This is a genomic window from Alcaligenes phenolicus (assembly GCF_032063905.1).
GTDB classification, from domain to species: Bacteria; Pseudomonadota; Gammaproteobacteria; order Burkholderiales; family Burkholderiaceae_B; genus Alcaligenes; species Alcaligenes phenolicus.
In genome coordinates this window covers 108,563-132,732 of the sequence record NZ_DAMBOE010000010.1, presented here as the reverse complement: position 1 = coordinate 132,732, position 24,170 = coordinate 108,563, and the positions used below count along the sequence as shown (strand labels likewise).

General features: G+C 56.6%; 22 protein-coding genes. 15 read left to right on the top strand and 7 right to left on the bottom strand.

The window, feature by feature from the left end:
* Positions 1 to 17: 17 nt before the first annotated feature.
* Positions 18 to 812 (bottom strand): crotonase/enoyl-CoA hydratase family protein, encoded by a 795-nt coding sequence (locus tag U2949_RS17970; protein WP_321289185.1) that lies wholly within the window; start codon positions 810 to 812, stop codon positions 18 to 20.
* Positions 813 to 856: 44 nt separating this feature from the next.
* Positions 857 to 2,464 (bottom strand): long-chain-fatty-acid--CoA ligase, encoded by a 1,608-nt coding sequence (locus U2949_RS17965; RefSeq protein WP_026483404.1) that lies wholly within the window; start codon positions 2,462 to 2,464, stop codon positions 857 to 859.
* A gap of 114 nt (positions 2,465 to 2,578) precedes the next feature.
* On the opposite strand from U2949_RS17965, the gene U2949_RS17960 reads away from it, so the two are divergent.
* Positions 2,579 to 3,631, top strand: a complete 1,053-nt coding sequence (locus U2949_RS17960) for an AraC family transcriptional regulator (protein WP_321289183.1) — start codon at positions 2,579 to 2,581, stop codon at positions 3,629 to 3,631.
* 36 nt (positions 3,632 to 3,667) lie between these two features.
* On the opposite strand, the gene U2949_RS17955 is transcribed toward U2949_RS17960, so the two are convergent.
* From U2949_RS17955 to U2949_RS17940, 4 genes are all read right to left on the bottom strand, one after another.
* On the bottom strand, positions 3,668 to 4,564 hold the full coding sequence (locus tag U2949_RS17955) for a recombination-associated protein RdgC (RefSeq protein ID WP_026483402.1): 897 nt from the start codon (positions 4,562 to 4,564) through the stop codon (positions 3,668 to 3,670).
* A gap of 167 nt (positions 4,565 to 4,731) precedes the next feature.
* Positions 4,732 to 6,405: an MFS transporter gene (locus U2949_RS17950; RefSeq protein WP_321289180.1), complete on the bottom strand. Its 1,674-nt coding sequence runs from the start codon at positions 6,403 to 6,405 to the stop codon at positions 4,732 to 4,734.
* A gap of 4 nt (positions 6,406 to 6,409) precedes the next feature.
* Positions 6,410 to 7,867 carry a sensor histidine kinase gene (locus tag U2949_RS17945; RefSeq protein ID WP_321289178.1) on the bottom strand — a complete coding sequence of 486 codons (1,458 nt, stop codon included), beginning with the start codon at positions 7,865 to 7,867 and terminating at the stop codon, positions 6,410 to 6,412.
* A gap of 10 nt (positions 7,868 to 7,877) precedes the next feature.
* Positions 7,878 to 8,567: a response regulator transcription factor gene (locus U2949_RS17940; RefSeq protein ID WP_321289176.1), complete on the bottom strand. Its 690-nt coding sequence runs from the start codon at positions 8,565 to 8,567 to the stop codon at positions 7,878 to 7,880.
* 206 nt (positions 8,568 to 8,773) lie between these two features.
* Here U2949_RS17940 and recA point away from each other — a divergent pair, with 206 nt between their 5' ends.
* Both recA and recX read left to right on the top strand, forming a co-directional pair.
* Entirely contained in the window at positions 8,774 to 9,856 is a 1,083-nt protein-coding gene (gene recA, locus U2949_RS17935) for a recombinase RecA (protein ID WP_026483399.1), read from the top strand.
* Complete coding sequence (gene recX / locus U2949_RS17930; RefSeq protein ID WP_259672520.1) at positions 9,853 to 10,488, top strand: recombination regulator RecX; 636 nt, start codon at positions 9,853 to 9,855, stop codon at positions 10,486 to 10,488. The genes recA and recX overlap by 4 nt, the downstream gene beginning before the upstream one ends.
* Before the next feature lie 162 nt (positions 10,489 to 10,650).
* Here the strand turns inward: recX and U2949_RS17925 are convergent, their stop codons facing one another.
* On the bottom strand, positions 10,651 to 11,571 hold the full coding sequence (locus U2949_RS17925) for a LysR family transcriptional regulator (RefSeq protein WP_321289174.1): 921 nt from the start codon (positions 11,569 to 11,571) through the stop codon (positions 10,651 to 10,653).
* Positions 11,572 to 11,688: 117 nt separating this feature from the next.
* Here U2949_RS17925 and metE point away from each other — a divergent pair, with 117 nt between their 5' ends.
* The 12 genes from metE to U2949_RS17865 all read left to right on the top strand — a co-directional run bounded on the left by metE (position 11,689) and on the right by U2949_RS17865 (position 24,033).
* On the top strand, positions 11,689 to 13,983 hold the full coding sequence (gene metE / locus U2949_RS17920; RefSeq protein WP_257722675.1) for a 5-methyltetrahydropteroyltriglutamate--homocysteine S-methyltransferase: 2,295 nt from the start codon (positions 11,689 to 11,691) through the stop codon (positions 13,981 to 13,983).
* A gap of 272 nt (positions 13,984 to 14,255) precedes the next feature.
* On the top strand, positions 14,256 to 14,834 hold the full coding sequence (locus U2949_RS17915) for a DUF2889 domain-containing protein (protein WP_257722674.1): 579 nt from the start codon (positions 14,256 to 14,258) through the stop codon (positions 14,832 to 14,834).
* Positions 14,835 to 14,918: 84 nt separating this feature from the next.
* The gene (gene sucC, locus U2949_RS17910) at positions 14,919 to 16,079 is read left to right on the top strand and encodes an ADP-forming succinate--CoA ligase subunit beta (protein WP_009461782.1); all 1,161 of its coding nucleotides are present in this window, start codon (positions 14,919 to 14,921) and stop codon (positions 16,077 to 16,079) included.
* Positions 16,080 to 16,100: 21 nt separating this feature from the next.
* Positions 16,101 to 16,982: a succinate--CoA ligase subunit alpha gene (sucD, locus tag U2949_RS17905; protein WP_009461784.1), complete on the top strand. Its 882-nt coding sequence runs from the start codon at positions 16,101 to 16,103 to the stop codon at positions 16,980 to 16,982.
* A gap of 301 nt (positions 16,983 to 17,283) precedes the next feature.
* Positions 17,284 to 17,988: a TerC family protein gene (locus tag U2949_RS17900; protein ID WP_026483396.1), complete on the top strand. Its 705-nt coding sequence runs from the start codon at positions 17,284 to 17,286 to the stop codon at positions 17,986 to 17,988.
* Between the two features lie 4 nt (positions 17,989 to 17,992).
* The gene (locus tag U2949_RS17895; protein ID WP_003799533.1) at positions 17,993 to 18,118 is read left to right on the top strand and encodes a hypothetical protein; all 126 of its coding nucleotides are present in this window, start codon (positions 17,993 to 17,995) and stop codon (positions 18,116 to 18,118) included.
* Positions 18,115 to 19,077 carry a hydroxymethylbilane synthase gene (hemC, locus tag U2949_RS17890; RefSeq protein ID WP_026483395.1) on the top strand — a complete coding sequence of 321 codons (963 nt, stop codon included), beginning with the start codon at positions 18,115 to 18,117 and terminating at the stop codon, positions 19,075 to 19,077. Before U2949_RS17895 ends, hemC begins: the two co-directional genes overlap by 4 nt.
* Positions 19,078 to 19,083: 6 nt before the next feature.
* Entirely contained in the window at positions 19,084 to 19,884 is an 801-nt protein-coding gene (locus U2949_RS17885) for a uroporphyrinogen-III synthase (RefSeq protein WP_321289169.1), read from the top strand.
* 24 nt (positions 19,885 to 19,908) lie between these two features.
* Positions 19,909 to 21,267, top strand: a complete 1,359-nt coding sequence (locus U2949_RS17880; protein ID WP_026483393.1) for a uroporphyrinogen-III C-methyltransferase — start codon at positions 19,909 to 19,911, stop codon at positions 21,265 to 21,267.
* A 3-nt stretch (positions 21,268 to 21,270) separates the two neighbouring features.
* Positions 21,271 to 22,776 (top strand): heme biosynthesis HemY N-terminal domain-containing protein, encoded by a 1,506-nt coding sequence (locus U2949_RS17875; RefSeq protein WP_257722673.1) that lies wholly within the window; start codon positions 21,271 to 21,273, stop codon positions 22,774 to 22,776.
* Positions 22,777 to 22,804: 28 nt separating this feature from the next.
* Positions 22,805 to 23,341, top strand: coding sequence for an inorganic diphosphatase (gene ppa, locus U2949_RS17870; RefSeq protein ID WP_009462201.1), 537 nt, complete (start codon positions 22,805 to 22,807; stop codon positions 23,339 to 23,341).
* Positions 23,338 to 24,033 (top strand): fumarylacetoacetate hydrolase family protein, encoded by a 696-nt coding sequence (locus U2949_RS17865; protein WP_026483391.1) that lies wholly within the window; start codon positions 23,338 to 23,340, stop codon positions 24,031 to 24,033. Before ppa ends, U2949_RS17865 begins: the two co-directional genes overlap by 4 nt.
* The last annotated feature ends 137 nt before the right edge of the window (positions 24,034 to 24,170 follow it).

Sequence of the window (24,170 nt, the reverse complement as noted above, 5' to 3'; positions counted from 1 at the left end):
TGTCCGCCTGGCCGATATTATTTGGTCGGCTTCACTTTATGAGCTTTCTTATTAACAAACTCCCCCAAGCGTTCCTGCACGTCCCGCCCGGTTTGAACTACTGCTGCCATCAAGCCCTCGGCAAAGAGACCATCGGTGGCAGACATATCGGCAATGCGGGTGATCGAGCTGACAATGGCGTAGTTCGACAAGATGGCATTGCCTGCAATGCGCTGGGCCAGTTCCAGGCTCAGCTCATAGGCTGTTTTGGGGTTGGCTTCGTTATTGCACACGTAATGCGCCAGCCCCAGTCGCTCTCCTTCCACGGCATCGAGCACGCGGCCTGTCAGCATCAGTTCGATCATGCGGTTGGGAGAAATGATTTTTGCGGTGCGAACGGTTGCGCCACCGCCGGTGAAGATGCCGCGTGTGCCTTCAGGCAGGGCAAAGAAGGTGCTGCTGTCGGCCACGCGAATATGTGCGGCACTGGCCAGTTCCAGGCCCCCGCCCACGACCGCGCCTTGCAGGCAGGCAATGACGGGGATGCCGCCGTGTTCGATCTTGTCAAAAGCACGGTGCCAGCTTTGGCAGACGCGCAGAAAATCCACGGCGCCGCGTTCCTTGTCATGGTGTTCTTTCAGATCCAGGCCCGCGCAGAAATGGTCGCCTTCTGCCTTCATCAGAATGACCCGGATGTGCTCGGGAATATTGGAGAAGTAGGCATCAATTTCAGCAATGGCATCTTCATCCAGGGCGTTGCGCTTGTGCGCCTTGTTCAGCGTGACAATTCCGATATTGTCCAACTCGGTGGTGAGCAGGAAAGGGGCGGCCATAAAAAACTCCTTGTGTTACGTAAATGCGAGGGCAATGGTGCAAATCAGCTGGGGTCGGTTTGATCCGCCAGCATTTTGCGCAGTGCCATTTTTTGAATCTTTCCAGTTGCCGTCATCGGCATCTGGTCGATGAAAATTACTTTGTCGGGTACGGACCAGCGGGTGACGCGATCCTGATAGCGCTCCAGCATGTGGGCCTCGTCCAGCTCAGCGCCTTCGCGTGGCACCACGAACAGCACGGGGCGTTCGCCCCATTTGTCGTCGGCCTGGGCGATGCAGGCAGCCAGCTCAACCAAAGGCTCTTCCATGGCGATGTTCTCGATCTCGATCGAGGAGATCCATTCGCCACCGGACTTGATCACATCCTTGCTGCGGTCGGTAATGTAGACGTAGCCATCGGCGTCGATGGAGCCTACGTCGCCTGTGCGGAACCAGCCGTTTTCACTGGCCAGATCGGGTTTGCCGTAATAGCGGTCCATGATCCAGTTGCCCTGGATCAGCAGGTGGCCGCTGCTCTTGCCGTCGCGTGGCAAGGTATTGCCCTCGTCGTCAACAGTTTTCAGACGTGCGCCGAACAGGGCACGGCCTTGCGAGGCCAGCACATGCTGCTTCTGGGCTTCGGGCAGATCGCTGTGTTTGGGCAGCAATTGGCACACAGTGCCCAGCGGCGAGGTTTCAGTCATGCCCCAGGCGTGGCGCACGGTAATGCCGTAGCCCGCCCAGGCGGCAATCATATTGGGTGGGCAAGCGGAACCGCCGATCAGGATGCGGCTCAGGGTAGTGAATTGCTTGCCATTGGCTTTGGCATAGTCCAGCACGGTTTTCCAGATGGTGGGTACACCGGCGGACAAGGTGACGCCAGCGCGTTCGCATAGGGAGTAAATGCGCTCTCCCTGCAAATTTGCACCGGGCAGAACAATTTTGGCTCCGGACATCAGGCCGGAGTAAGGCAGGCCCCAGGCATTGACGTGAAACATGGGGACCAAAGGCATGACGGCGTCAGCGCTGGCAATGCACAGTGCGTTCGGGTGGGCCGAGGCGTAGGCATGCAAGAGGGTGGAGCGATGGGTGTACAGGGCACCTTTGGGATCGCCCGTGGTGCCGGAGGTGTAGCACAGGCCGCTGGCGGTATTTTCATCAAACACAGGCCACTCAAAGCCCGTGCTGTCATTGCCCAGCCAGCTTTCGTATTCATCGGCCAAGGGGCCTTGAGCCTGGCTGCCCATGCGTACCCACTGCTTGACGGTGGGGCATTGGCCGCGCAGATAGCTGACCATTTCTTCAAAATGTTCGTCGTAGAACATCACCGTGTCTTGAGCATCATTGATGATGAAGGCAATTTGCTCGCGCGTCAGACGCGGGTTCACGGTGTGACAGATCAGACCGATGCCCGAGGTGGCGTAGTAAATTTCCAGATGGCGGTAGGTGTTCCATGCCAAAGTTGCCACGCGCTCGCCGGGCTGCAGGCCTTCGCGGCGCAGTCCCAGTGCCAGATCCTGAACCCGGTGGGCAAATTCAAGATAGCTGTAGCGATGAAGCTCGCCATTATCCAAAGCGGTAACAATCTCCTGCTCAGGGTTATTCTCTACGGCGTGGGTGAGAATTGAACTGATGAGCAAGGGCATATGCATCATATTTCCAGTGCCTAACATGGTGATGTCTCCTTGTATTATGTGTGTCAGCATAGGATGGTTTAGCACCTTACCCAATAGCGAATACTGACGTCGAATATGCAAAAAGTGACAATCTTTGAGAGGTCATAGGAAATGAATGCTTTGCCCGGCACGCTCCCGGTGCCTGTTGATGCAGCCCATACCGCCACGGTGGCGCTGGATCTGGTTCAGGACTGGTTTCATAGCCTGCGTACCAGCTACTCCGAAGAGGTGCTGGATCACTGCCTGAAGCAGTCGGGCATCGTGAAAGACTTTATTGATCGGCCCGGCGCTCGGTTGACGCGGGATCAACTGGTGCGCCTGTATCAGGAAAGCGCCAGGAAAACGGGCGATGAGATGATGGGTTTCTGGACTCGGCCCATACGTGCCGGGGCCTTGAAATACATTGTGCGTACGGTGCGGGATGCGCCATCTATCAATGTGGCCTTGTACCGTTTCACCCAGTTCTGGAATCTGCTGCTGGATGATTTCAGCCTGAATCTGATACGCACGGATAAAGAGTTGGGCATTGAGCTGGTGCCGCGTTATCCCACCGCCTATGTGCATCGTTTCGGCCATGCACTGATGCTGAAGCTGACGCACGGAATTGTGTCCTGGCTGATGGGGCGCGAGGTGCCGGTGCAGCAAGTGGCCTTTGCATTTCCAAGACCGGCTTTTGCGGCGGACTATTCGGTGCTGTTTCCCGCTTCAGTCAGTTTTGATGCTCCGTGCTCGCATATCTTGTTCGGGGCGGAGCTGGGCCAGGTGCGTCCGCAACGCACTCAGGTAGAGGCCAGGGCCTTTCTGGAACGGGCGCCGCGTGACTGGATTTTTACCTCCTATCACGAGCACGCCTTGCGCCTGAAAGTGCGGGAGATTCTGCATACCGACCTGGGCTACACCTTGCAGGATGTGTCCGGTAAATTGCATATGTCGGCGCGCACGCTGATACGCAGGCTGCAAGAAGAAGGCCTGTCGTTTCAGGGGATCAAGGATGAGCTGCGCCGAGATTTGGCGATTTTCAAATTGCTGCGCAAAGATATGTCGCTGGCTGAAATTGCTTATGCATTGAAGTTCAGTTCACCAGCGACATTTCACCGGGCTTTCCGCCATTGGACGGGCATGACGCCCGGTGTGTATCGCGCCGCCCAGCAGGAACTGGCCTGAAGGGCGGTTCAGCCAAGCAGGCTGTGTGGTCCAGGCTTACTTGCGTTCGCCGCCCAGGACTTCGACCAGATCGCTGATCATCTTGGCCAACTCGGAGGTCATCAAGGTCATGTCGGCATCAAAGATTTCGTCATCGTTGACGGCCGTCACGTCTTGTTTTTCAGTCAGGATGTCCAGTGGGGCCACGCGTTTGATGTCCAGTGCATCGGTCAGCACAAAGCTGATGCGATCCGCCCAGGTCATGGCCAAACGGGTGCATTGCTTACCGGCTTCAACGTGCTTGCGCACTTCCTCAATGTCGGCACTTTGCTTCACGTAGCGTACGGCTGCACCGCTGTCGCCGGTGGAGCGCAGTTCCGTGTCCTGGTCAACGGTGAAGTTGGCCAGTTGCTCTTCGTCCACCAGCCAGGAGGTCATGGCGGCACCGGGTGATTGCTCGGTATACAGAGGTTGCACGGGGAAAGGTTCCACGCTCTTGGCCAGCAGGCCCAGAACTTCGTCGCTCTTGGCGGTAGCCGCGGCATCAATAGCCAGCCAGTGGTTGCGGGTATCCAGCCAGACGCGAGTGTCGCGCGAGACGGCGAAGGCACGAGGCATCAAGTCCACAATGACTTGCTCCTTGATTTCCTTCATTTGCTTGCGGCCAGGTTTGTAGCCTTGCTGTTCTTCGATATCACGAGCCTTTTCACGAGCGACTTGATTGATCACTGTGGTTGGCAGCAGTTTCTTTTCGGCGCGCAGAGCGATCAGGTACTGACCGTTAACTTCGTGCACCAGAGCACTGTTCTCGCGTGGGCTGACCCAGCCCAGGCTTAGCGGCTCCTGGCTGGAACCAGGGGTGAAGCTGTGTTTGGAAAGAGCTTCTTCCAGCTCTTCGGCGGAACATACCCAGTCGGGGGAGAGGCGATAGATGCGTAGATTCTTAAACCACATGGATACGAAGATAAATAAACAGAAGAAAAGGGGCGGGCATGAAGCCCGAGGCAATGTTCGATTGTACGCGCAGATCTTCCCGTGTCGCCCCGCCATTTACGGACCCTTGCATTTGCTTGACAGAGCGCGGGAAATGGCAGGTGCAACGCATTTTTTGCCTGGACTGGCTAACGATTGATGTCGTTATGACGGGTTTCCCGCACAAAGGGCGCACCAATCGCAACCGTCAACAGACAGATCAGAATCGGGTACCACAAACCATCATAAATATTGCCAGTGACGGCAATCATGGCAAAGGACAGGGTGGGCAAAAAGCCCCCGAACCAGCCATTGCCAATGTGGTAAGGCAGGCTCATGGAGGTGTAGCGGATACGGATCGGGAACATCTCCACCAGCATGGCCGCAATGGGGCCGTAGACCGCAGTTACCAGCCCCACCAGATAGGTCAGCAGGACCACCAGCATCACTTTATTGATCTGCTCCGGGTCTGCGCCGTCCGGGTAGCCGTACTGGCGCATGGTCTGAGTCAGCTCATTGCGCAGCTCTTGCGAGTGACGGGCAAAATCGGCGCGGCTTAGATGTCCGCCTTCAAAACCATCGATTACATGATCGCCAATGCGTACCTGGGCTACCTGACCGGGCGAACCCTTGACGTTGTTGTAGCTGACCGCGTGGCTGGCCATGTAGGACTTCACAATATCGCAGGAGCTGGTGAAGGTGTGGCTGCCCACCGGATTGAACTGGAAGGAACAACTGGCCGGGTCGGTAATGACAGTGACGGGCGCGTTGCGCTGCGCCTGGACCAAAGCGGGGTTGGCAAAATAGGCCAGGCCCTGGAAGACCGGATAGTAGGTCAGGGCGGCCAGCAAACAGCCCGTCAGGATGATGGGCTTGCGTCCGATTTGATCCGATAGCCAGCCAAAAAAGATAAATAGCGGGGTGGCCAGTAGCAGTGAAATTACCATCAAGGTTTGCGCCAGAGTGGCATGCAAACCCAGCATTTGGGTGATGAAGAACAAGGCGTAGAACTGCCCCGTGTACCAGACCACGCCCTGGCCGGCCGTCAGGCCGAACAGCGCCAGCAAGGCGATGCGCAGATTCGCCCAGCGCCCGAAGGATTCGGTAATGGGCGAGGTCGACAGCGTGCCTTCTTCCTTGATGTGCTGGAAGGCAGGTGACTCTTTCAGGTTCATCCGTATCCAGACGGAAATCGCCAGCAGCAGCACGGAAATCAGAAAGGGAATGCGCCAGCCCCAAACTACAAATGCTTCTTCCCCGACCAGACTGCGTATGCCCATGATGACCAGCAGGGACAGTAACAAGCCCACGGATGCCGTGGTTTGAATCCAGCTGGTGTAAAAACCGCGACGGTGCTGGGGTGCGTACTCCGCCACATAGGTGGCGGCACCGCCGTATTCGCCACCCATGGCCAGCCCTTGGAGCAGACGCAGGACGATCAGCATGATGGGGGCGGCAATCCCGATGGCTTCATAGCTGGGTAGTACGCCGACCAAAAAGGTGGACAGTCCCATCAGCAAGATGGTGATCAGAAAGGTGTACTTGCGGCCCACGCGGTCGCCAATACGACCAAAGAGCAAGGCTCCAAAGGGACGTACGGCAAAACCGGCGGCAAAGGCCAGCAAGGCAAAGATAAAGCCGGCTGTCGGGTTAACGGCGGAAAAGAAGTGTTGCGCCAGAATGGCGGCCATGGAGCCGTACAGGTAGAAGTCGTACCACTCGAACATGGTGCCCAGGGCGGAGGCAAAAATAACTTTGCGGCCTTGGGTGTCCAGCTTGTTCTTGGCTTTCGGGAGGGCTGCACTGGTGATTGTCTGGGGCATGTGCTCAGGCTCTCCAAGGCAAAGACAGTGGGAAACTGACGCGCAAGCGCAGGCCGCTTTCCTGGCCTCCAGTCAGTGGCATGAAGTCGATGGAGGCGCCGTGAATGTCGGCAATCTCCCGCACAATGGCCAGCCCCAGGCCACTACCGTCTGCCTGGTTACCCATGATGCGATAAAAACGATCAAAAATTCTTGCTTTATGTTCCGTGGGAATGCCGGGGCCATTGTCCTCGATTTCCAACCAGCCCTTGCCTTGCGTCTGGCCGGTACGCATGGTGATCCAGCCGCCAGCAGGGGTGTAGATCAAGGCGTTATCCAGCAAATTGTTGATCAGCTCATCGAGCAGGACCGGATCCGCTTGCAAGAGGATGGCCTTGGCCGTGTTTTCCAGCCCCAGGTCCAGCCCCAGTTTCAAGGCATCGGGCACACGCTGGCCTACATGCAATTCAGTCAGCGTATTCAGGTCCAGGGTTTGCTTGGTGGGGGCGTACAGGGCATCGCTGCTTTCGGCACGAGCCAAGGCCAACATTTGGGTGACCAGGCGCGTGGCCCGGTCGGTGCCGCGTACCAGTTGTTGCAAGCTGGCTTCGGTCTGCTTGGGGTCGCGCTCGCGCAGGGCCAGTTCGGCTTGGGTGCGTATTCCCGCCAGCGGCGTTTTCAACTGGTGGGCCGCATTGGCCACAAACTGCCTTTGAGTGGCTGAAAACTGCGCTTGCTGGGCCAGTAGTCCATTCATGGCATCAATCAGCGGGACAATTTCGGCAGGAGCCTGCTCTTGATCTACCGGCGATAAATCACCGGGCGCACGAGCTCTCAAGCGCGCTTGCAGCAGGTTCAGCGGCTCCAGGCCATGTGTCAGCCCCAGGCCGGCCAGCATGGCCGCCAGCGGTACCAGAATGAATTGTGGTGTCAGCATCCCGATCAGGATTTCTCTGTGTAGCACCGCTCTATGTTCATTGGTTTCGGCGGCAACCGCCAGAAAGGGCGTGTCGTTTTTGTCCTTGCCCCCCCAGACATACGCTAGCCGCAGGCTTTGGTCGTCCAGAACAACGTCACGGTAGCGCAGCAGGTCAGTGTCATATCCCCAACTGTCGGGAACCGGTAAGTTCGCGTTGCCAGCCAGCGGCTCGCCATTGGCATCGCGGATTTGCCACAGCGTAGGGGTCGGGCTTTCCTGACGCAAAATTGTCTGTGCCCCGTGCGATAAATGGATGGGCTGGCTCAGATCCTGATGGCTGATTTCCACCCGCAACAAGTCCAGATGATCGCGCAAGGTGCGGTCATAGGGGGAGTTCGCTATGTGCTGGGCGATGAAGTAGGTAATGACAATGCCCACCGTCCACAGCAAAAACAAAGGCCCGAAAATCCAGATCATGATCTTGTGGATGAGCGGGCGCGGTGCAACGCGCTTGCCTTTGGCAGGCGCAGCCGTGTTATTGGGTGGGGGTGTAGCGTGCTGCATGGACGATCCTTTAGGCTGGAGCGTCTTCTCGCAGTTTTTCCGGTTCCAGACAGTATCCCAGACCACGCACGGTCAGGATGCGTACGCCGCTCGGCTCCAGCTTTTTTCGCAGGCGGTGGATATAGACCTCGATGGCGTTAGGGGTGACTTCCTCACCCCACTCACAGAGCAGATCCACAAACTGGTTCTTGCTGATCATGCGACCGCTACGTGACAGGAAAATTTCCAGCAAGCTGGTTTCCCGTGCGGACAGCTCCAGGGGCTGATTATCTATATAAGCCATGCGACCTTTCAGGTCGAAGCTTAGCCGCTTGTGATGCAGCAAGGCGCTGCTGGTGCCGGTACTGCGACGCGTCAGGGCGCGTACGCGGGCCTCCAGCTCGGTCAGGGCAAAGGGTTTGGACATATAGTCGTCCGCGCCCAGGTCCAGACCGCGCACACGCTGCTCGACCGTATCGCTGGCTGTCAGAATCAGTACGGGAAGGGTGTCCTGGCGCTGTCGGATAGACTGCAGCACTGACAGGCCGGTCTTTTTGGGCAGGTCCAGATCCAGGATCAGAAGGTCAAAGCTTTGCAGCTGCAAGGCCGAGTCGGCGCTATCGCCATCGTGCACGACATCGACCGCATAGCCTTCGTAGCGTAAGGAGCGAGAAAGTCCATCCGCGAGAATACTGTCGTCTTCAGCTATGAGTATGCGCATGACCCTACACAAACAGATGATTGAATGGCTGTTCGGCATTGTTGCACAAGGCTGTAAGGCTGGTCAGTAGGGGATAACGATGGCGGCTAGCTAATTTATTTGAATATCTGTGTATATATACAGTATAATTTGATGCAATAATTAGGTTTGATTTTTAATTGCCGTGCCCGTCCGTTGGGGCGCCATTCCACAGTCAAGGATTTTTCATGGACGATAAAAATAGCAAAGCAGTGGCCTCGGAACGTTCCAAAGCGCTGGCCGCCGCTCTGTCGCAAATCGAAAAGCAGTTCGGCAAGGGCTCGATCATGCGTTATGGCGACGACAACGTCGAGCATGACATCCAGGTGGTCTCCACGGGTTCCTTGGGTCTGGACATTGCTTTGGGCGTTGGTGGTCTGCCACGTGGTCGCGTTATTGAAATTTACGGCCCGGAATCTTCGGGTAAAACCACGCTGACCCTGCAAGTCATTGCAGAGATGCAAAAGCTCAAAGGCACGTGCGCCTTTATTGACGCCGAACACGCGCTGGACGTGCAATACGCTCAAAAACTGGGCGTGAACCTGGGCGATCTGTTGATCTCCCAGCCTGATACCGGCGAGCAGGCTCTGGAAATTACCGAAGCCCTGGTGCGTTCGGGTTCGGTAGACCTGATCGTTATCGACTCGGTGGCTGCCTTGACGCCCAAGGCTGAAATCGAAGGCGATATGGGCGATTCCTTGCCCGGTTTGCAGGCCCGTCTGATGAGCCAGGCCCTGCGTAAATTGACGGCCACCATCAAGCGCGCTAACTGCATGGTCATCTTCATTAACCAGATCCGTATGAAGATTGGCGTCATGTTCGGCAACCCTGAAACCACCACAGGTGGTAATGCACTGAAGTTTTACTCCTCCGTTCGCCTGGATATCCGCCGTATCGGTTCCATCAAGCGTGGCGACGAAATGGTGGGTAACGAAACCCGCGTCAAAGTGGTCAAGAACAAGGTTGCGCCTCCTTTCAAGCAAACCGAATTCGACATCATGTATGGCAGCGGTATTTCCCGCGAAGGCGAGATTATCGATCTGGGCGTACAAACCGGCGTGGTCGACAAGGCCGGTGCCTGGTACAGCTACGACGGCAACCGCATTGGCCAGGGTAAGGACAATGTGCGCGAATTCCTGAAAGAGCGCCCCGAGTTGGCCCGCGAAATCGAAAACAAAGTGCGTGAAAAGCTGGGCGTTGCCCTGATGAGCGCTGCTGTCAGCCGTCCAGCCGTAGCTCCAGTGGTTGATCCGGCCGAGGGAGAAGTCTGATTTTTCCCCCAGAGTTCGATGACGAACCCTTTGAGACAGACCCGGAGGAAATCCGGGAACGTAAACAAGCTCAAAGGGAGCGCGTTGCTGCGCTTTCTGCCCGGCCCACGCGGGCGGGCAGAAACGTAGAAGAAAGCTCGGGTGATGATGCTCCGGCTGCGGAAAAGAAAGCCCCGTCCAAACGGCCGGGGCTGTCTCTTAAAGCCAGAGCGTTGAATTTTTTATCCCGGCGCGAATACTCGCGCCTGGAATTGGGCCGCCGACTGGCCCCTCATGCAGAAAGTGCTGAAGAAGTGGAAGCCTTGCTCGACGCCTTGGTTGAACAGAAATGGCTGTCCAACGAGCGCTTTGCGCATAGTGTCGTCAACCGCCGTGCCTCGCGTGTGGGCACGCGGGTCATTCTGCAAGAACTGCGCCAGCATGGCGTGGATGTAGAGCAGACTGAAATCATCAAAGAAGAATTGATGGCGACCGAGCTGGAACGGGCCAAGCAAGTGTGGGGCAAAAAGTTCAGTGCGCCACCAGATGATCCCCGCAGTTACGCCAAACAATATCGCTTCATGGCCAGCCGCGGCTTCTCGGGCCGTATCTTGCAGCAAATATTGGGTGACTGGGAAGACGATCCGGCTTGAATTTCTTCTTTCATCTACAGTGCTGCCTTATGTAGTGCCCCTGGCTTGTAATACTGACGCCCCTAAAAAAAGCGGGCGCGTTCGAATTGAATCACACTCGCCTGTACGTTCCCTCTATCTATAGAGTGGCTCAAGCGTTTTGCCATGCCTTGGTTAACGAGTTCAAGGCTGTGCCGCCACAATCCCTTGCAGGCTCTTGAAGCAGGTCTCGCGTGCCTGTGCCAAAAAGGCCTGCACATAATCCGCCTGTAAATCCTCACTGCGTACTGTGGCGTAAAGCGTGCGCCAGATGCCGTGGTCTCCCAAGCGGCAAGTGCGAATGGAGGCCGGGTTCAGAAACTCCGTCAAAGCCCAGTTCGGCAAAGCCGTCACGCCGCGTTGGCTGGCGACCAGTTGCACGATCATGGGCGTCAGCTCGGCCTGCCGAATAGCAGCGGGTTCTACATCGGCAGGCGTCAGGAACTGCGTGAAAATATCCAGGCGATTGCGTTCTACCGGGTAGGTAATCAGAACCTGATCCGTCAATTGGAAAGGTTCGACGTAGCGGTATTGCGACAAGGGGTGCTGGTTGGAGACAGCCAGCACCAGTTCATAGCGAAACAGGGGCTCGTAGTGGACGGCGGGATTGTCCTGTGGGTCCGACGTAATCACCACATCCAGATCCCCTCGCATCAAGGCGGGCAAGGGTGCAAAAGAAAACGCCGCACTCAAGTCCAGCGTGACATCAGGCCATTGCTGCCTGAAGGCGTCCAGCGCGGGCATCAACCATTGAAAGCAGGAATGGCAATCAATCGCCACATGCAGACGACCCGTACGTCCGGCGGCAAGCCGTTGCAGGTCGCGTTCGGTAGCACGCACACGCGGCAAGATGTCATCGGCCAGAACCAGAATGCGCAAGGCAGCCGTGGTCAGGCGGGCAGGGCGGGTGCGCCGGTTCAGCAATTGCACTTGCAGCCGCACTTCCAGATCGCGTAGCTGGTGGGAGAGGGCGGACTGCGTGACATGCAGGCGCTCGGCGGCTTCCTGCAGGCTACCACTGTCCCGAATGGCGGTCAGAGTCTCTAGATGACGAATTTCAAGCATATTGAGGAAAATTCATAATTAGCATGGTGTATTTGATTTTTTTTCAAGTAATTATACAGGAACAATGGTTTCCAAGAGCCTGATACGGGCATCCTATTTCTAATTTATGGGCTTACTATGACTATTATTCATAATTTGGGTTTCCCCCGTATGGGTGAGCAGCGCGAACTGAAGCGCTCTTTGGAAGCCTATTGGGCCGGTCAGCTAAGCCAGCAAGAGCTTTTGGATACCGGCAAAGCCCTGCGCGCCCGGCATTGGGATTTGCAAAGCAAGGCTGGCCTGGACACCGTGCCTGTGGGTGACTTTGCCTGGTATGACCAGATTTTGGAGTGGAGCACCTTGCTGGGGGCCGTTCCCGCCCGGTTCGGCCAGGCCGACAATGCGCCCGTATCTTTGGATACCTTGTTTCGCATGGCGCGTGGCCGTGCGCCTAGCGGTAGGCCGGCCGCCGCTTGTGAAATGACCAAGTGGTTCGATACGAATTACCACTACATCGTCCCTGAGTTCACACCCGGCCAAAGCTTCCGGATTGCTCGTGAATGCTTGTTTGAGCAGGTTGACGAAGCCCAGGCTTTGGGACACAAGGTCAAGCCTGTCATTCCCGGCCCGCTGACCTGGTTGTGGCTGGGCAAGGGCGACGCGTATGACGGTCTGGCTGATGTGGGTAAGCTCGCTTTGCTGGATGCCTTGTTGCCCGTTTATGAACAAGTGCTGGCCCGTTTCAAAGCTCAGGGTGTGGAGTGGGTGCAGATTGATGAGCCTGTTCTGGTTCTGGATTTGCCTCAAGAGTGGCAGGACGCCTTCCGCCGCGTCTATCAAGATTTGAACCAATCCGGTTTGAAACTGCTGCTGGCGACCTATTTTGATGATCTGCACGAAAATGTCACGGTCTTGAAAGACTTGCCCATTGCGGGTGTGCATGTGGACGCTGTGCGCGCCCCGGCTGCTTTACAGGCGGTGCAAGCGGTATTGGGGCAAGACCAGGTGCTGTCTGCCGGTGTCATCTCGGGGCGTGATATTTGGCGTACTGATCTGGCAAAAACACTGCAAACCCTAGAGCCCTTGAAAGCGGCGTTGGGCGAACGATTGTGGATTGCGCCATCCTGCTCGCTCCTGCATGTACCCGTAAATGTGCAAAGTGAAACCGGCCTGGATGCGGAGTTAAAGAGCTGGCTGTCTTTTGCCGTGCAGAAATTGGACGAGCTGAAGCTCTTGCAAGGATTGCTGGATGGCACTTTGGATGAAGCGGGGCAGCAGGCGGTTCAAGCGCAACAAGCCGCGTTGAGAGCGCGCCGTGAGTCCAAGCGCACCCACAATCCTGCCGTACAAGCTCAGATGGCCAAAATTGACCAACTCAAGCGTCAACGTACGCCATTTGCCCAGCGTATTCAGGCCCAACGCAACAAGCTGAATTTGCCTGCTTTTCCCACCACCACGATTGGCTCGTTCCCCCAGACCACGGAAATCCGTACCGCTCGTCGCGACTGGCGCGGTGGTGCTCTCAGTGATGCAGCTTATGAAAAAGCCATGCAAGCTGAAATCGAGCAGGTCATCCGTTTTCAGGAACGCGTTGGACTGGATGTTCTGGTACATGGCGAGGCCGAACGCAACGATATGGTGGAGTATTTTGGTGAGCTGCTGGGCGGTTTTGCCTTTACACAAAATGGCTGGGTGCAAAGCTACGGTTCACGTTGTGTGAAGCCGCCGATTATCTTTGGTGATGTGTTGCGTTTGGCACCCATGAGCGTGGCCTGGTCTTCCTATGCCCAGTCCTTGACCGAACGACCCGTCAAAGGCATGTTGACTGGGCCAGTGACGATGTTGCAATGGTCTTTTGTTCGTGACGACCAGTCGCGTGCGGATACCTGCCGTCAGTTGGCCTTGGCGCTGCGGGACGAGGTCTCCGATCTGGAGCAAGCTGGGATTCGTATCATTCAACTGGATGAACCGGCCTTTCGCGAAGGCTTGCCGCTACGTCAAGGCGACTGGCAGGCGTATCTGGATTGGGCCGTGGATTGTTTCCGCCTGTCTACCAGCGCGGTCTCGGATGAAACGCAGATCCACACGCATATGTGCTATTCGGAGTTCAACGACATCATGCAGTCCATTGCGGATATGGACGCGGATGTGATCACAATTGAAACCTCGCGCTCCAATATGCTCTTGCTGGATGCCTTCGAAAACTTCGAGTACCCCAACCATATCGGCCCTGGCGTCTACGACATTCACTCTCCCAACGTGCCTGACAAGGACTGGATGGTGCGCTTGATGGGGGAGGCGGCCAAGCGCTTGCCCGCCGACCGTTTGTGGGTGAATCCCGACTGCGGTTTGAAGACGCGCGCTTGGTCTGAAACTGAGGCTGCCTTGCTGGCCATGGTGGAGGCTGCCACAGCACTGCGGGCGGCTGCCTGATTTAGTGCAGGCATGAAATAAACCGCCAGAATGGACTGTCAGGGCAAGGCACATCCCACCTTGTTCCCGGATTTTCCAGGCAGAACGAAAATGACCACCTGACGGGCGGTCGTTTTTTTCATGCAAATTTGGTATACCGTAGTATCGATGCCGCGTAGACCCTGTGTTTTGCCCGCTTTGGATGCGCTTGCTGATTATGTAAGTGGCTGATACGGAACATACGAGGTGCGTTATACTTGATCGGTTTCAATCTTGCCGCCTCGTCCATATCAATGCCTTTACCCCCGCCGTCCGTCGCCCGTGAACCGATGCATACACGTACCATCACGGTACAGTCGTTTGCACGGGAAGATGGCCTCTGGGACCTGGAGGCCTCGCTGCTGGATGTGAAGTCCTACGACTTTCCCATACGCAATGGCCAGACCCACAAGGCAGGCGATCCCGTCCACTTGATGCACCTGCGTGTCACCATCGATAGCAGCTTCGAAATTGTGGATGCCGTGGCGGTCTACGATGCAGCCCCTTACCAGGACAACTGTTCGTCCATTGCGGACGCCTACCAGAAGTTGGTGGGCCTGAATTTGCTCAAGCAGTTTCGTCAGGGTGTCAAAGAGCGCTTTGGGCGTTCGGCTGGCTGTACGCACATGAGCGAGCTGGCGCAAGTGTTGCCAACCGCCGCCGTACAGACCATGGCCGGGCGACGTCGCAGCAGCGGGGAATCAGAGATTTATCGCACCGACAAGCAGCCTTTCCATCTGGATGGCTGCCATGCCTTGCGTTTGAGCGGTCCCGTGGTTGAGGAGTTTTATCCCGTCTGGTATCGACCCAAAGTCACAGACGGGGTGGATTAGTTTTTTGTTTTAGTCAGGTCTCGGGCTCAGGCCCGGAGTTCCTGCCTTCTTTTTTTATTGTGTTTTTAGACTGACAGGTATCACATGAAAATTCACGAATATCAGGGCAAAGCACTGCTTAAGCAGTTTGGCGTTGCCGTGCCACGCGGAATTCCTGCCTTCTCCGTCGATGAAGCGGTTGCAGCTGCGCAGGAGCTGGGTGGCTCTGTGTGGGTTGTCAAAGCCCAGATTCACGCCGGTGGCCGTGGCAAGGGCGGTGGCGTCAAGCTGGCTCGCTCGATGGACGAAGTGCGTCAACTGGCCTCGGAAATCCTGGGCATGCAGCTGATCACTCACCAAACTGGCCCTGAAGGCCAGAAAGTGGGTCGCCTGCTGATCGAGGAAGGCGCGGACATCAAGAAGGAATACTACGTCGGTATCGTTACCGACCGTGCTACCCAGCGCGTGGCCGTGATGGCCTCCAGCGAAGGCGGCATGGAAATTGAAGAAGTGGCCGAGCGCGACCCCGACGCCATTCTGAAAGAATTCGTGGACCCTGCTGTTGGCCTGACCAACGAGCAAGCCACCAAGCTGGCTCGCGGTATCGGCGTTCCTGACGCTTCTATCGAAAAAGCCGTTGCTGAATTCCAGAAGCTGTACAAGTGCTACACCGAAACCGACGCTGAACTGGCCGAGATCAACCCTCTGATCCTGACCGGCTCGGGCGATATCATCGCTCTGGACGCCAAGTTCAACTTTGATGGCAACGCTTTGTTCCGTCACCCCGATATCGTGGCTTTCCGTGACCTGGCTGAAGAAGATCCTGCTGAAGTTGAAGCCAGCAAGTACGACCTGGCCTACATCCAGCTGGACGGCAACATCGGCTGCCTGGTGAACGGTGCCGGTCTGGCCATGGCGACCATGGACACCATCAAGCTGTTTGGCGGCGAGCCTGCCAACTTCCTGGACGTGGGCGGTGGCGCTACGGCCGAAAAAGTTACTGAAGCCTTCAAGATCATGTTGGCCAACAAGGGCGTCAAAGCCATTCTGGTTAACATCTTCGGCGGCATCATGCGCTGCGACGTGATCGCTGAAGGCGTGATCGCTGCGTGCAAGGCCGTCAACCTGAACGTGCCTCTGGTGGTACGCATGAAGGGTACCAACGAAGAGCTGGGCAAGAAAATGCTGGCCGATTCCGGTCTGCCCATCATCAGTGCTGACACCATGGCCGAAGCGGCGACTGCTGTTGTCGCTGCCGCCAAGTAAGAAAAGGTTGAGGATTAGCAAATGTCGATTCTGATCAATAAAGACACCAAAGTCATCACGCAAGGGATCACCGGCAAGACCGGCCAGTTCCACACCCGCATGTGCCGTGAATACGGTAACGGCATGGAAGCCTTTGTGGCTGGCGTGAACCCCAAGCGTGCTGGTGAGGATTTCGAAGGTGTACCTATTTACGCCTCCGTTTCCGACGCCAAGGCTGAAACTGGCGCAACTGTGTCGGTTATCTACGTTCCGCCCGCAGGTGCTGCGGCTGCCATCTGGGAAGCGGTTGAAGCTGACCTGGACCTGGTTATCTGCATTACCGAAGGCATCCCTGTTCGCGACATGCTGGAAGTTCGCAACCGCATGCGCGCTGAAAACCGCAAAACCTTGCTGCTGGGCCCGAACTGCCCCGGTCTGATCACTCCTGACGAGCTGAAGATTGGTATCATGCCCGGCCACATTCACCGCAAGGGCCGCATCGGTGTGGTCAGCCGCTCCGGCACGCTGACATACGAAGCCGTTGCTCAAGTAACCGAACTGGGCCTGGGTCAGTCCTCGGCTGTGGGTATCGGTGGCGACCCAATCAACGGTCTGAAGCACATCGACGTGCTCAAGATGTTCAACGACGATCCTGATACCGATGCCGTTATCATGATTGGCGAGATCGGCGGTCCAGACGAAGTCAACGCGGCTTTGTGGGCTAAAGACAATATGACCAAGCCTGTTGTTGGCTTTATCGCTGGTGTGACAGCGCCTCCCGGAAAACGCATGGGTCACGCTGGTGCCCTGATCTCCGGTGGTGCCGACACGGCCGACGCCAAGCTGGAAGTGATGGAAGCTTGCGGTATTCGTACCACTCGCAACCCATCCGAAATGGGCAAGCTGCTCAAAGAAGTGCTGTAAATAGTAGTACCGGGGCCCGCTTTGGCGGGCTCTTTGTCTGGCTGCCCTGTGCAGCCGGGCAAAATTGGCCAGCCGGTTTCGTCAAGAAAAACACCACAACCCGGCGCATTCCTTCCCGAATCTGGCCAGCCTGATCATGCTCAAACGAATCAAGTAAGAAAAAGAAGCCCCGATGTTGCACAGGCTAGGATTAGTTTGCTGCTTTAAGGGGCGTTGTTGTCTTGGGACAGCCTGGCGACAGAAAAAGAACGTTTGTCCCGCGGCTGGGAAGAGAACTCACGTTTAGCTATACGGGAACGAAATGATTGAATTCCTCCAAACCCTGCATTGGGGTTCACTGTTTCAAATTGTACTGATTGATATTTTGCTCGGTGGCGACAATGCCGTCGTGATCGCACTTGCCTGTCGCAACTTGCCCAAGCAGCAGCGCATGCAAGGCATTTTGTGGGGGACAGCAGGCGCAATTATCCTGCGTGTAGTCCTGATTTTCTTTGCTCTGACTTTATTGGATCTGCCGTTTTTGAAAGTGGTGGGCGGTCTTTTGCTCTTGTGGATCGGGATCAAGCTGCTGATGCCTGACGACGACGCACACGGCAATATTCAAGGGGGCGGAACCATCTGGGCTGCCGTCAAAACCATCATCATCGCGGATTTCGTGATGAGCCTGGATAACGTGATTGCCATTGCCGGTGCAGCACAAAACGCGCACCTGGATCATCAACTGGGCTACGTGATCTTTGGTTTATTGCTAAGTGTCCCCATTATTGTCTGGGGCAGCACCCTGGTTTTGAAACTGATCGACCGTTTCCCTATTGTCGTCACCCTGGGCGGTGCCTTGCTGGGCTGGATTGCAGGCGGCATGCTGGTCACGGACAAGATTGTGGAAAATCAATTTGGCGTGCAGCCCCAGCCTGTTAAACTCGGGGTCGAGATTGTTTGTGCCTTATTAGTGGTGGCGCTGGGCAAATGGCTGGCGCACCGTAAAGGTTCTACCAAGGAAGCTTAGTTCTATGGCAATTTTTAAATCCTCCGATGCCAAAGGTCAGGAAAGCGGTTTGTCCCTGCTGCAAGGCTTAGGGATCCTGGCCATTATCGGTATTGTTGCTGCCGCCATCGTGCGCTATTTTGCTGCATGACCGCTGTGGCTTCTACTCCTCAGGAATTGGTTATTGCCACTCGTGCCAGTCAACTGGCCTTGTGGCAAGCCAAGCATGTTCGCGACCTTTTGCAGCAGTTGTACCCGCAGTGCAAGGTGTCCTTGCTGGAAATGACCACCCGTGGTGACCAGATTCTGGATCGCACGCTGTCCAAAGTGGGTGGCAAGGGCCTGTTTGTCAAAGAACTGGAAACCGCCTTGCTGGATGGCCGTGCCCATTTGGCCGTGCACTCCCTGAAAGACGTGCCGGTGGTGTTGCCCGAGTCCTTTGACCTGCCCATCATCATGGAGCGGGACGACCCACGCGATGCGTTTGTTTCCAATACTTATCCCAATCTTGCGGCTTTACCTGCTGGTGCCATCGTAGGCACCTCCAGCTTGCGCCGTGAGTCCCAGATTCGAGAGCGCTACCCGCACCTGGACATCCGTCCCTTGCGTGGCAATGTTCAGACCCGTTTGTCCAAGCTGGATCGTGGCGATTACGACGCCATTATTCTGGCTTCGGCTGGTTTGCGCCGTCTGGAATTGGCCGAGCGTATTCGTGATTACATCTCGATAGAAGATAGCTTGCCTGCCGCCGGGCAGGGGGCCTTGGGCATCGAGATTCTGAAAACCCGTACCGATGTGGCTCAATGGTTGGCGCCTCTGGCTCATTCCACCAGCCACGTATGTGCCTTGGCCGAGCGTGCTGTATCGCGTGCCTTGGGTGGTTCCTGTCAGGTGCCATTGGCGGCTTATGCCACCCTGAATGGCGAGGAACTGAGTCTGAGCGGCCTGGTTGCCGAACCCGATGGCTCAACGGTGTACCGCGCTCAGATCACAGGTGCGGCTAAAGATGCGGAAGCCTTGGGCCTGTCGCTGGCGGAAGATCTGAAGCAGCAAGGTGCTCAAGCCATTCTGGATCGCTTGCTTACGGAACAGCCCGCAGAAGGCGAGTAAAGCGGCATGAACCTGCCCTGTGTCTTACTGACCCGCCCCGCGGGACGGAACGAAACCCTGTCGGCTGCCTTGGCCGCGCAGGGTTTTTCTTCCTTGCTTATGCCCGCCTTGAGCCTGGAAGCGCAAAACCTGTCCGAAGAACAATGGCAAGATCCCAAGGACTTTGACCTGGTGCTCTTTGTAAGTAGCAGTGCAGTCAATTTTTACTTTGCGGCTTTGCAAGCGCGCGGCCAACGCTGGCCTGACAAGGTATTGCTGGCTGCGGTTGGTTTTGCCACAGCAGCTTGTTTGCGCGCCCAGCCGGGTGTTTCTCCAGATGCCGTACTTCACCCTGAAAATACGAATTCCTTGCAGGATTCAGAGGCTCTGTGGGCGGTGCTGAAGCCGCGGCTGGCTCAATTTGAGCGGGTTCTGATTGTGCGCGGCCATACCGGTCGTGAGTGGTTGGGACAGCAACTGGAAAATCACGGTATTCAGGTCCAGCGCCTGGCCATTTACCAGCGTAGCCCAGCCCAGTGGAGTACAGACCAGGGCCGCCAAATTCGTGACAGTTTGCAGGCGGGCTGCCTGGCCGTGTTGCTCAGCAGTTCTCAAAGCGCCGATGCGGTTTTTGCCAATGTACAAAGCTTGGGTTTACTGGATGTTTGGGCGCAATGTGCCTATGTGGTCATACATCCGCGTATTGAAGAACATTTACAGTCCTTATTGTTGCAGGCTGGAATCGCAGCGCCACCAGTGGTAAAAAGGTGTACGCCAGACGATGATGACATTGTCGCTGCCTTGATGGCGGTGCTCTCGCGCGATTAGCCTCACACGGATTACAATCTTGCCATGAACGATAAAACAGAGAACGCATCCGCAAGCGAACCGGAGACTTCCATTTCCAGCCCAGCCAATACAGCGGCTCCTCGTCCGTATTCCGAACCCAAAGACAGTACCACTACACCGCAAAAGCGTAAAAGTGGCGCGGGTCCGGCTTATGCTTTGACGGCTGTTGTGGTGGTGCTGGCCGCTGCCGGTCTTTGGTACCAGAATTCATTGCTGGAAAAGCATAAGGCCGAGCTGCAAGCCCAGCTGGCAACCAATATCAACACCACAGAGCAGGCGCGCCAAACCGCGCAGCAGGCCCTGACCTTGGCGCAGCGTCAATCCGACAAGCTTGCCCAGCTGGAAAAATCCTTTAACGATTCCACCGAACAGTTTCATGATCTGAGCCAAGCCTTCCAGACCATGACAGACAGCGGGTCGGAACTGGTTTTGCTGAACGATATTGATCACCTGGCCACGATTGCGCAGCAACAGCTGATGCTGGGTGGCAATGTGGCCAATGCCATCGTTTCTCTGGAAGCTGCTCAGGCACAATTGGCACGGGCCAATCGCGTCGGTCTGGCTTCCTTGCAACAAACACTGAATGGCGATCTGGAACGCCTGCGCGCCGCTGCCACGGTGGATGTGGCCTCCTTGTCGCGTCAGCTGGACACCTTGTCGCGCTACGTCTCGGAAGCGCCTTTGCTGGTGCCGGATGACGTTGCCGGTGGTGCGAATACTGAAGCGCTGGACTTGCAGTCCGACGTTCAGGAACCCACGGAACTGGCTGCTGATGCCCCTTGGTGGGAGCGCAGCTGGAATACGGTGGAACAGTGGGGTAGCAGCGCCTGGCGCTCGGTCAGCCACGATCTGGGGCAGTTTGTCTCCATCCGCCGTGTCGACGATGCCGCCGCCTTGCTGATGTCGCCCGATCAGGCTGCCCGTCTGCGAGAGAACCTGCGTCTGCGCATTATGGCTGCCCAACTGGCCATGATGATGAACCAGTCCGCCGTTTGGCAGACCGAGCTGAATGCAATAGCGACAGCGCTGGAAAAACGTTTTGATACGCAGTCCGGTCAGGTTCAGCAGGCCTTGCGTCTGACACGCCAATTGCAGGACACCCGCATCGGTGCTCGTTTGCCTACCGTGAATAACACCTTGGCGGCTATTGAAAGCCTGCGTCAGGCTCAGGCCGGTCGCAGTCAGGACAATGCCGACGACACCAAGACCGAGCAGGGCGATACGGATCCTGTTTTGTCCGACCCTCCTCAATCCACAGAGCCTGCCAGCCAGCAGGAGCCCGCTGCTCCTGCTGCCGAACAGACTGAGTCGGCGACTCCCGCTCAGTCCGAGACGGAACAGCCGGCTCAGGCGCAGGGGTAAGGTATGCGTACTTGGTTCTGGACTCTCATCTTATTTATCGCCGCAGTCGCGCTGGCTCTGGTCTTGCGTGAACACGCCGGTAACGTCTATTTAGTTACGCCGCATTATTTGGCGCGCGCCTCGCTGACTTACGTGGTTCTGTGCGCGCTGGGTCTGTTCATCGTTCTGTACGTGCTGCTGCGCCTGCTGGCCTGGTTCAGCGATGGTCCGGAGCGTTTCCGCCTGTGGCGTGGTCGTCGCGCTCAACGCCGTGACCAGGCTTTGCTGGAAACTGGCTGGATCAGTATTTTGGAAGGCCGTTACGAGCAAGCTGAAAAAGACTTGATGAAGCTGATGAGCAAAACCCGCTCGCAGTCCAGCAAAGTCGTGGCAGGTTTGGCAGCAGCGCGTGCTGCGCATTACCAAGGTCAGATTGCTCAACGTGACGAAGCCTTGGCCGCCGCTCGTGCTGCCGCTGGCGATGATGCCCGTTTGAAGGAAGCCAGTGCCGTCGCTTCGGCCGAGCTGTACCTGGATCAGAATCGTACCGAAGAAGCCATCGAGCTGCTGCAGGATTTGCAGGATGCCAGTTCGCGCCATCTGCACGCCACTCGTTTGTTGCTGCGCGCCTATCGTCAGCAAGGTAATGCCGAACGTGTTTACGAGTTGACCCGTTTGCTGGTGCGCCGCAGTGGCATCGAACGTCAAGAGGCACTGAACTACATCGAATTTGCCGCTGCTGCTCGTTTGCGTGTGGGCGGTGCTGAACAGTTCAAGGCCTTATGGTCGGATCTGAAGTCCGAGGAAAAGGTCTTGCCCGGCGTCGCGCTGGAAGCTGCCTTGATTCAAGAACACGAAGGCAATTACGAAGAAGCCGGTCGTATCCTGGAACCTGCGATTGCAGCCAGTTTCGACAGCCGCTTGCTGGAAGCCTACGCCCAGTGCCCACCTGAATATGTGGGCCGCCGTTTGGCCAAGGCCGAAGAGTGGTTGCGCAGTCAGCCCAACAATCCGGTCTTGCTGTCCACCTTGGGCCATCTGTGCCTGACCAGCCAATTGTGGGGGCAGGGCGAGCATTACCTGTTGCGTAGCCTGAAAATTCAGGGCGATCTGCGTAATCACGCTTTGTTGGGTAATCTGTACGACAGCCTGGGTCGCCACGACGAAGCCGTCTCTTACTGGCGCAAGGCCGCCTCCATGGCCGGCACCTTACCGATTCTGGCGGTCAGCACGGCGTTGCCAGCAGCAGATACTCGTCATGACCCTAGCCATACCGATGCAGACAGCCTGCCATCGCAGGATGACGACGATCTGCCGCATTACACCTATGCCGCCAGCGTCGTGGCCGAGGACCTGCCGGATCAGGGCCGTCCATTGCCGGTGGTGGCCGAGCCAGTGCCTCCTGCTGCCACGCCTTCGCAAGACAGCTTGAGCTCCTCTTCGGATCTGGATGATTACTTTGATACGGCTCCCATCCCTGGGGTCGATCTCTCTCAAACTTCGGATCGTCCTCGACGCTCCAACGATTAATTTCTTTTATTTTTAAAGGTTTGCACGAATGAGCCTCGCCCAAGTACCTGCTGGCAAAAAACTGCCCGACGAGATCAACGTAGTCATCGAAATCCCCATGAACTCGGACCCCGTCAAATACGAAGTTGACGAGAACGGCGTGGTTTTTGTGGACCGTTTCATGCTGACCGCCATGCACTACCCCTGCAACTACGGCTACGTTCCACAAACCATTTCGGACGATGGCGACCCGGTTGACGTGCTGGTGATTGCTCCATTCCCAATCCAGATCGGTGCCGTGATTCCTTGCCGTCCTATCGGCGTACTGCACATGGACGACGAAGGCGGTGGCGATGCCAAACTGCTGGCCGTGCCTACCGACAAGCTGTACCCCCTGTACCGCAACGTGAAGTCGCCTGAAGATCTGCAGCCTGAAGAGCTGGAGCGCATCAAGCACTTTTTCGAGCACTACAAAGACATCGAAAAAGGCAAATGGGTCAAGGTCAAGGGCTGGGACGGTATCGAAGCTGCCAAGAAAGAGCTGGTAGACGGTGCCAAGCGCTTTGCTGACGGCCAGGCAAAATGAGTACCGTCATCCCCGCACCCGCCGTTGCGGCCCTGAATGTACAGGACAGTGAGCAGGTTTTTCCTGTACGCCGCATTTACTGCGTCGGCCGCAATTACGTCGAGCATGCACAGGAAATGGGTTTTACCGGTCGCGAAGATCCTTTTTTCTTCTGTAAACCGGCAGACTCCATCTTGAACGTGCTGCCCGGCCAGGTCTGCGACATGCCTTATCCCTCCCGTACCCAGGATCTGCATCACGAGATCGAACTCGTCGTGGCTTTGTCCAAGGGCGGGCGTGATCTGACCGTGGAGCAGGCTGCTGAATGTGTGTGGGGATACGCGGTGGGTCTGGACATGACCCGCCGGGATTTGCAGACGCAAGCCAAAAAAGCTGGTCGTCCCTGGGAAGTGGGCAAAGCTTTTGACCACTCCGCACCGACCGGCCCTCTGGTCCCACGCAGCCGTATTGGCGAGTTGTCCCAAGGTGCCATCACCCTGGACGTCAACGGCGAGCGTCGCCAGACCGGCGATCTGAATCAGCTGATCTGGAATGTGGCCGAGTCCATCGCTTACCTGTCGGGTCTGTTCGAGTTGTTCCCAGGCGACATCATTTTCACGGGAACCCCAGCCGGTGTCGGCTCGGTGGAACGTGGCGATGTGATGCACGGGGCGATCGACGGTCTGGGCAGCATAGACGTGCGTCTGGTCTAAGCCATATCGGCTTGAAGACAAAATCGCCTCCAGGCGTAATGCCAGTCAGTTAACACTGACTGGCTTTTTTTATTGGCCGTGCAGTGAGCAAGTTGTTTTTTGGGAGGCAGTCACTACTCATGAGCAACATGCTTTTC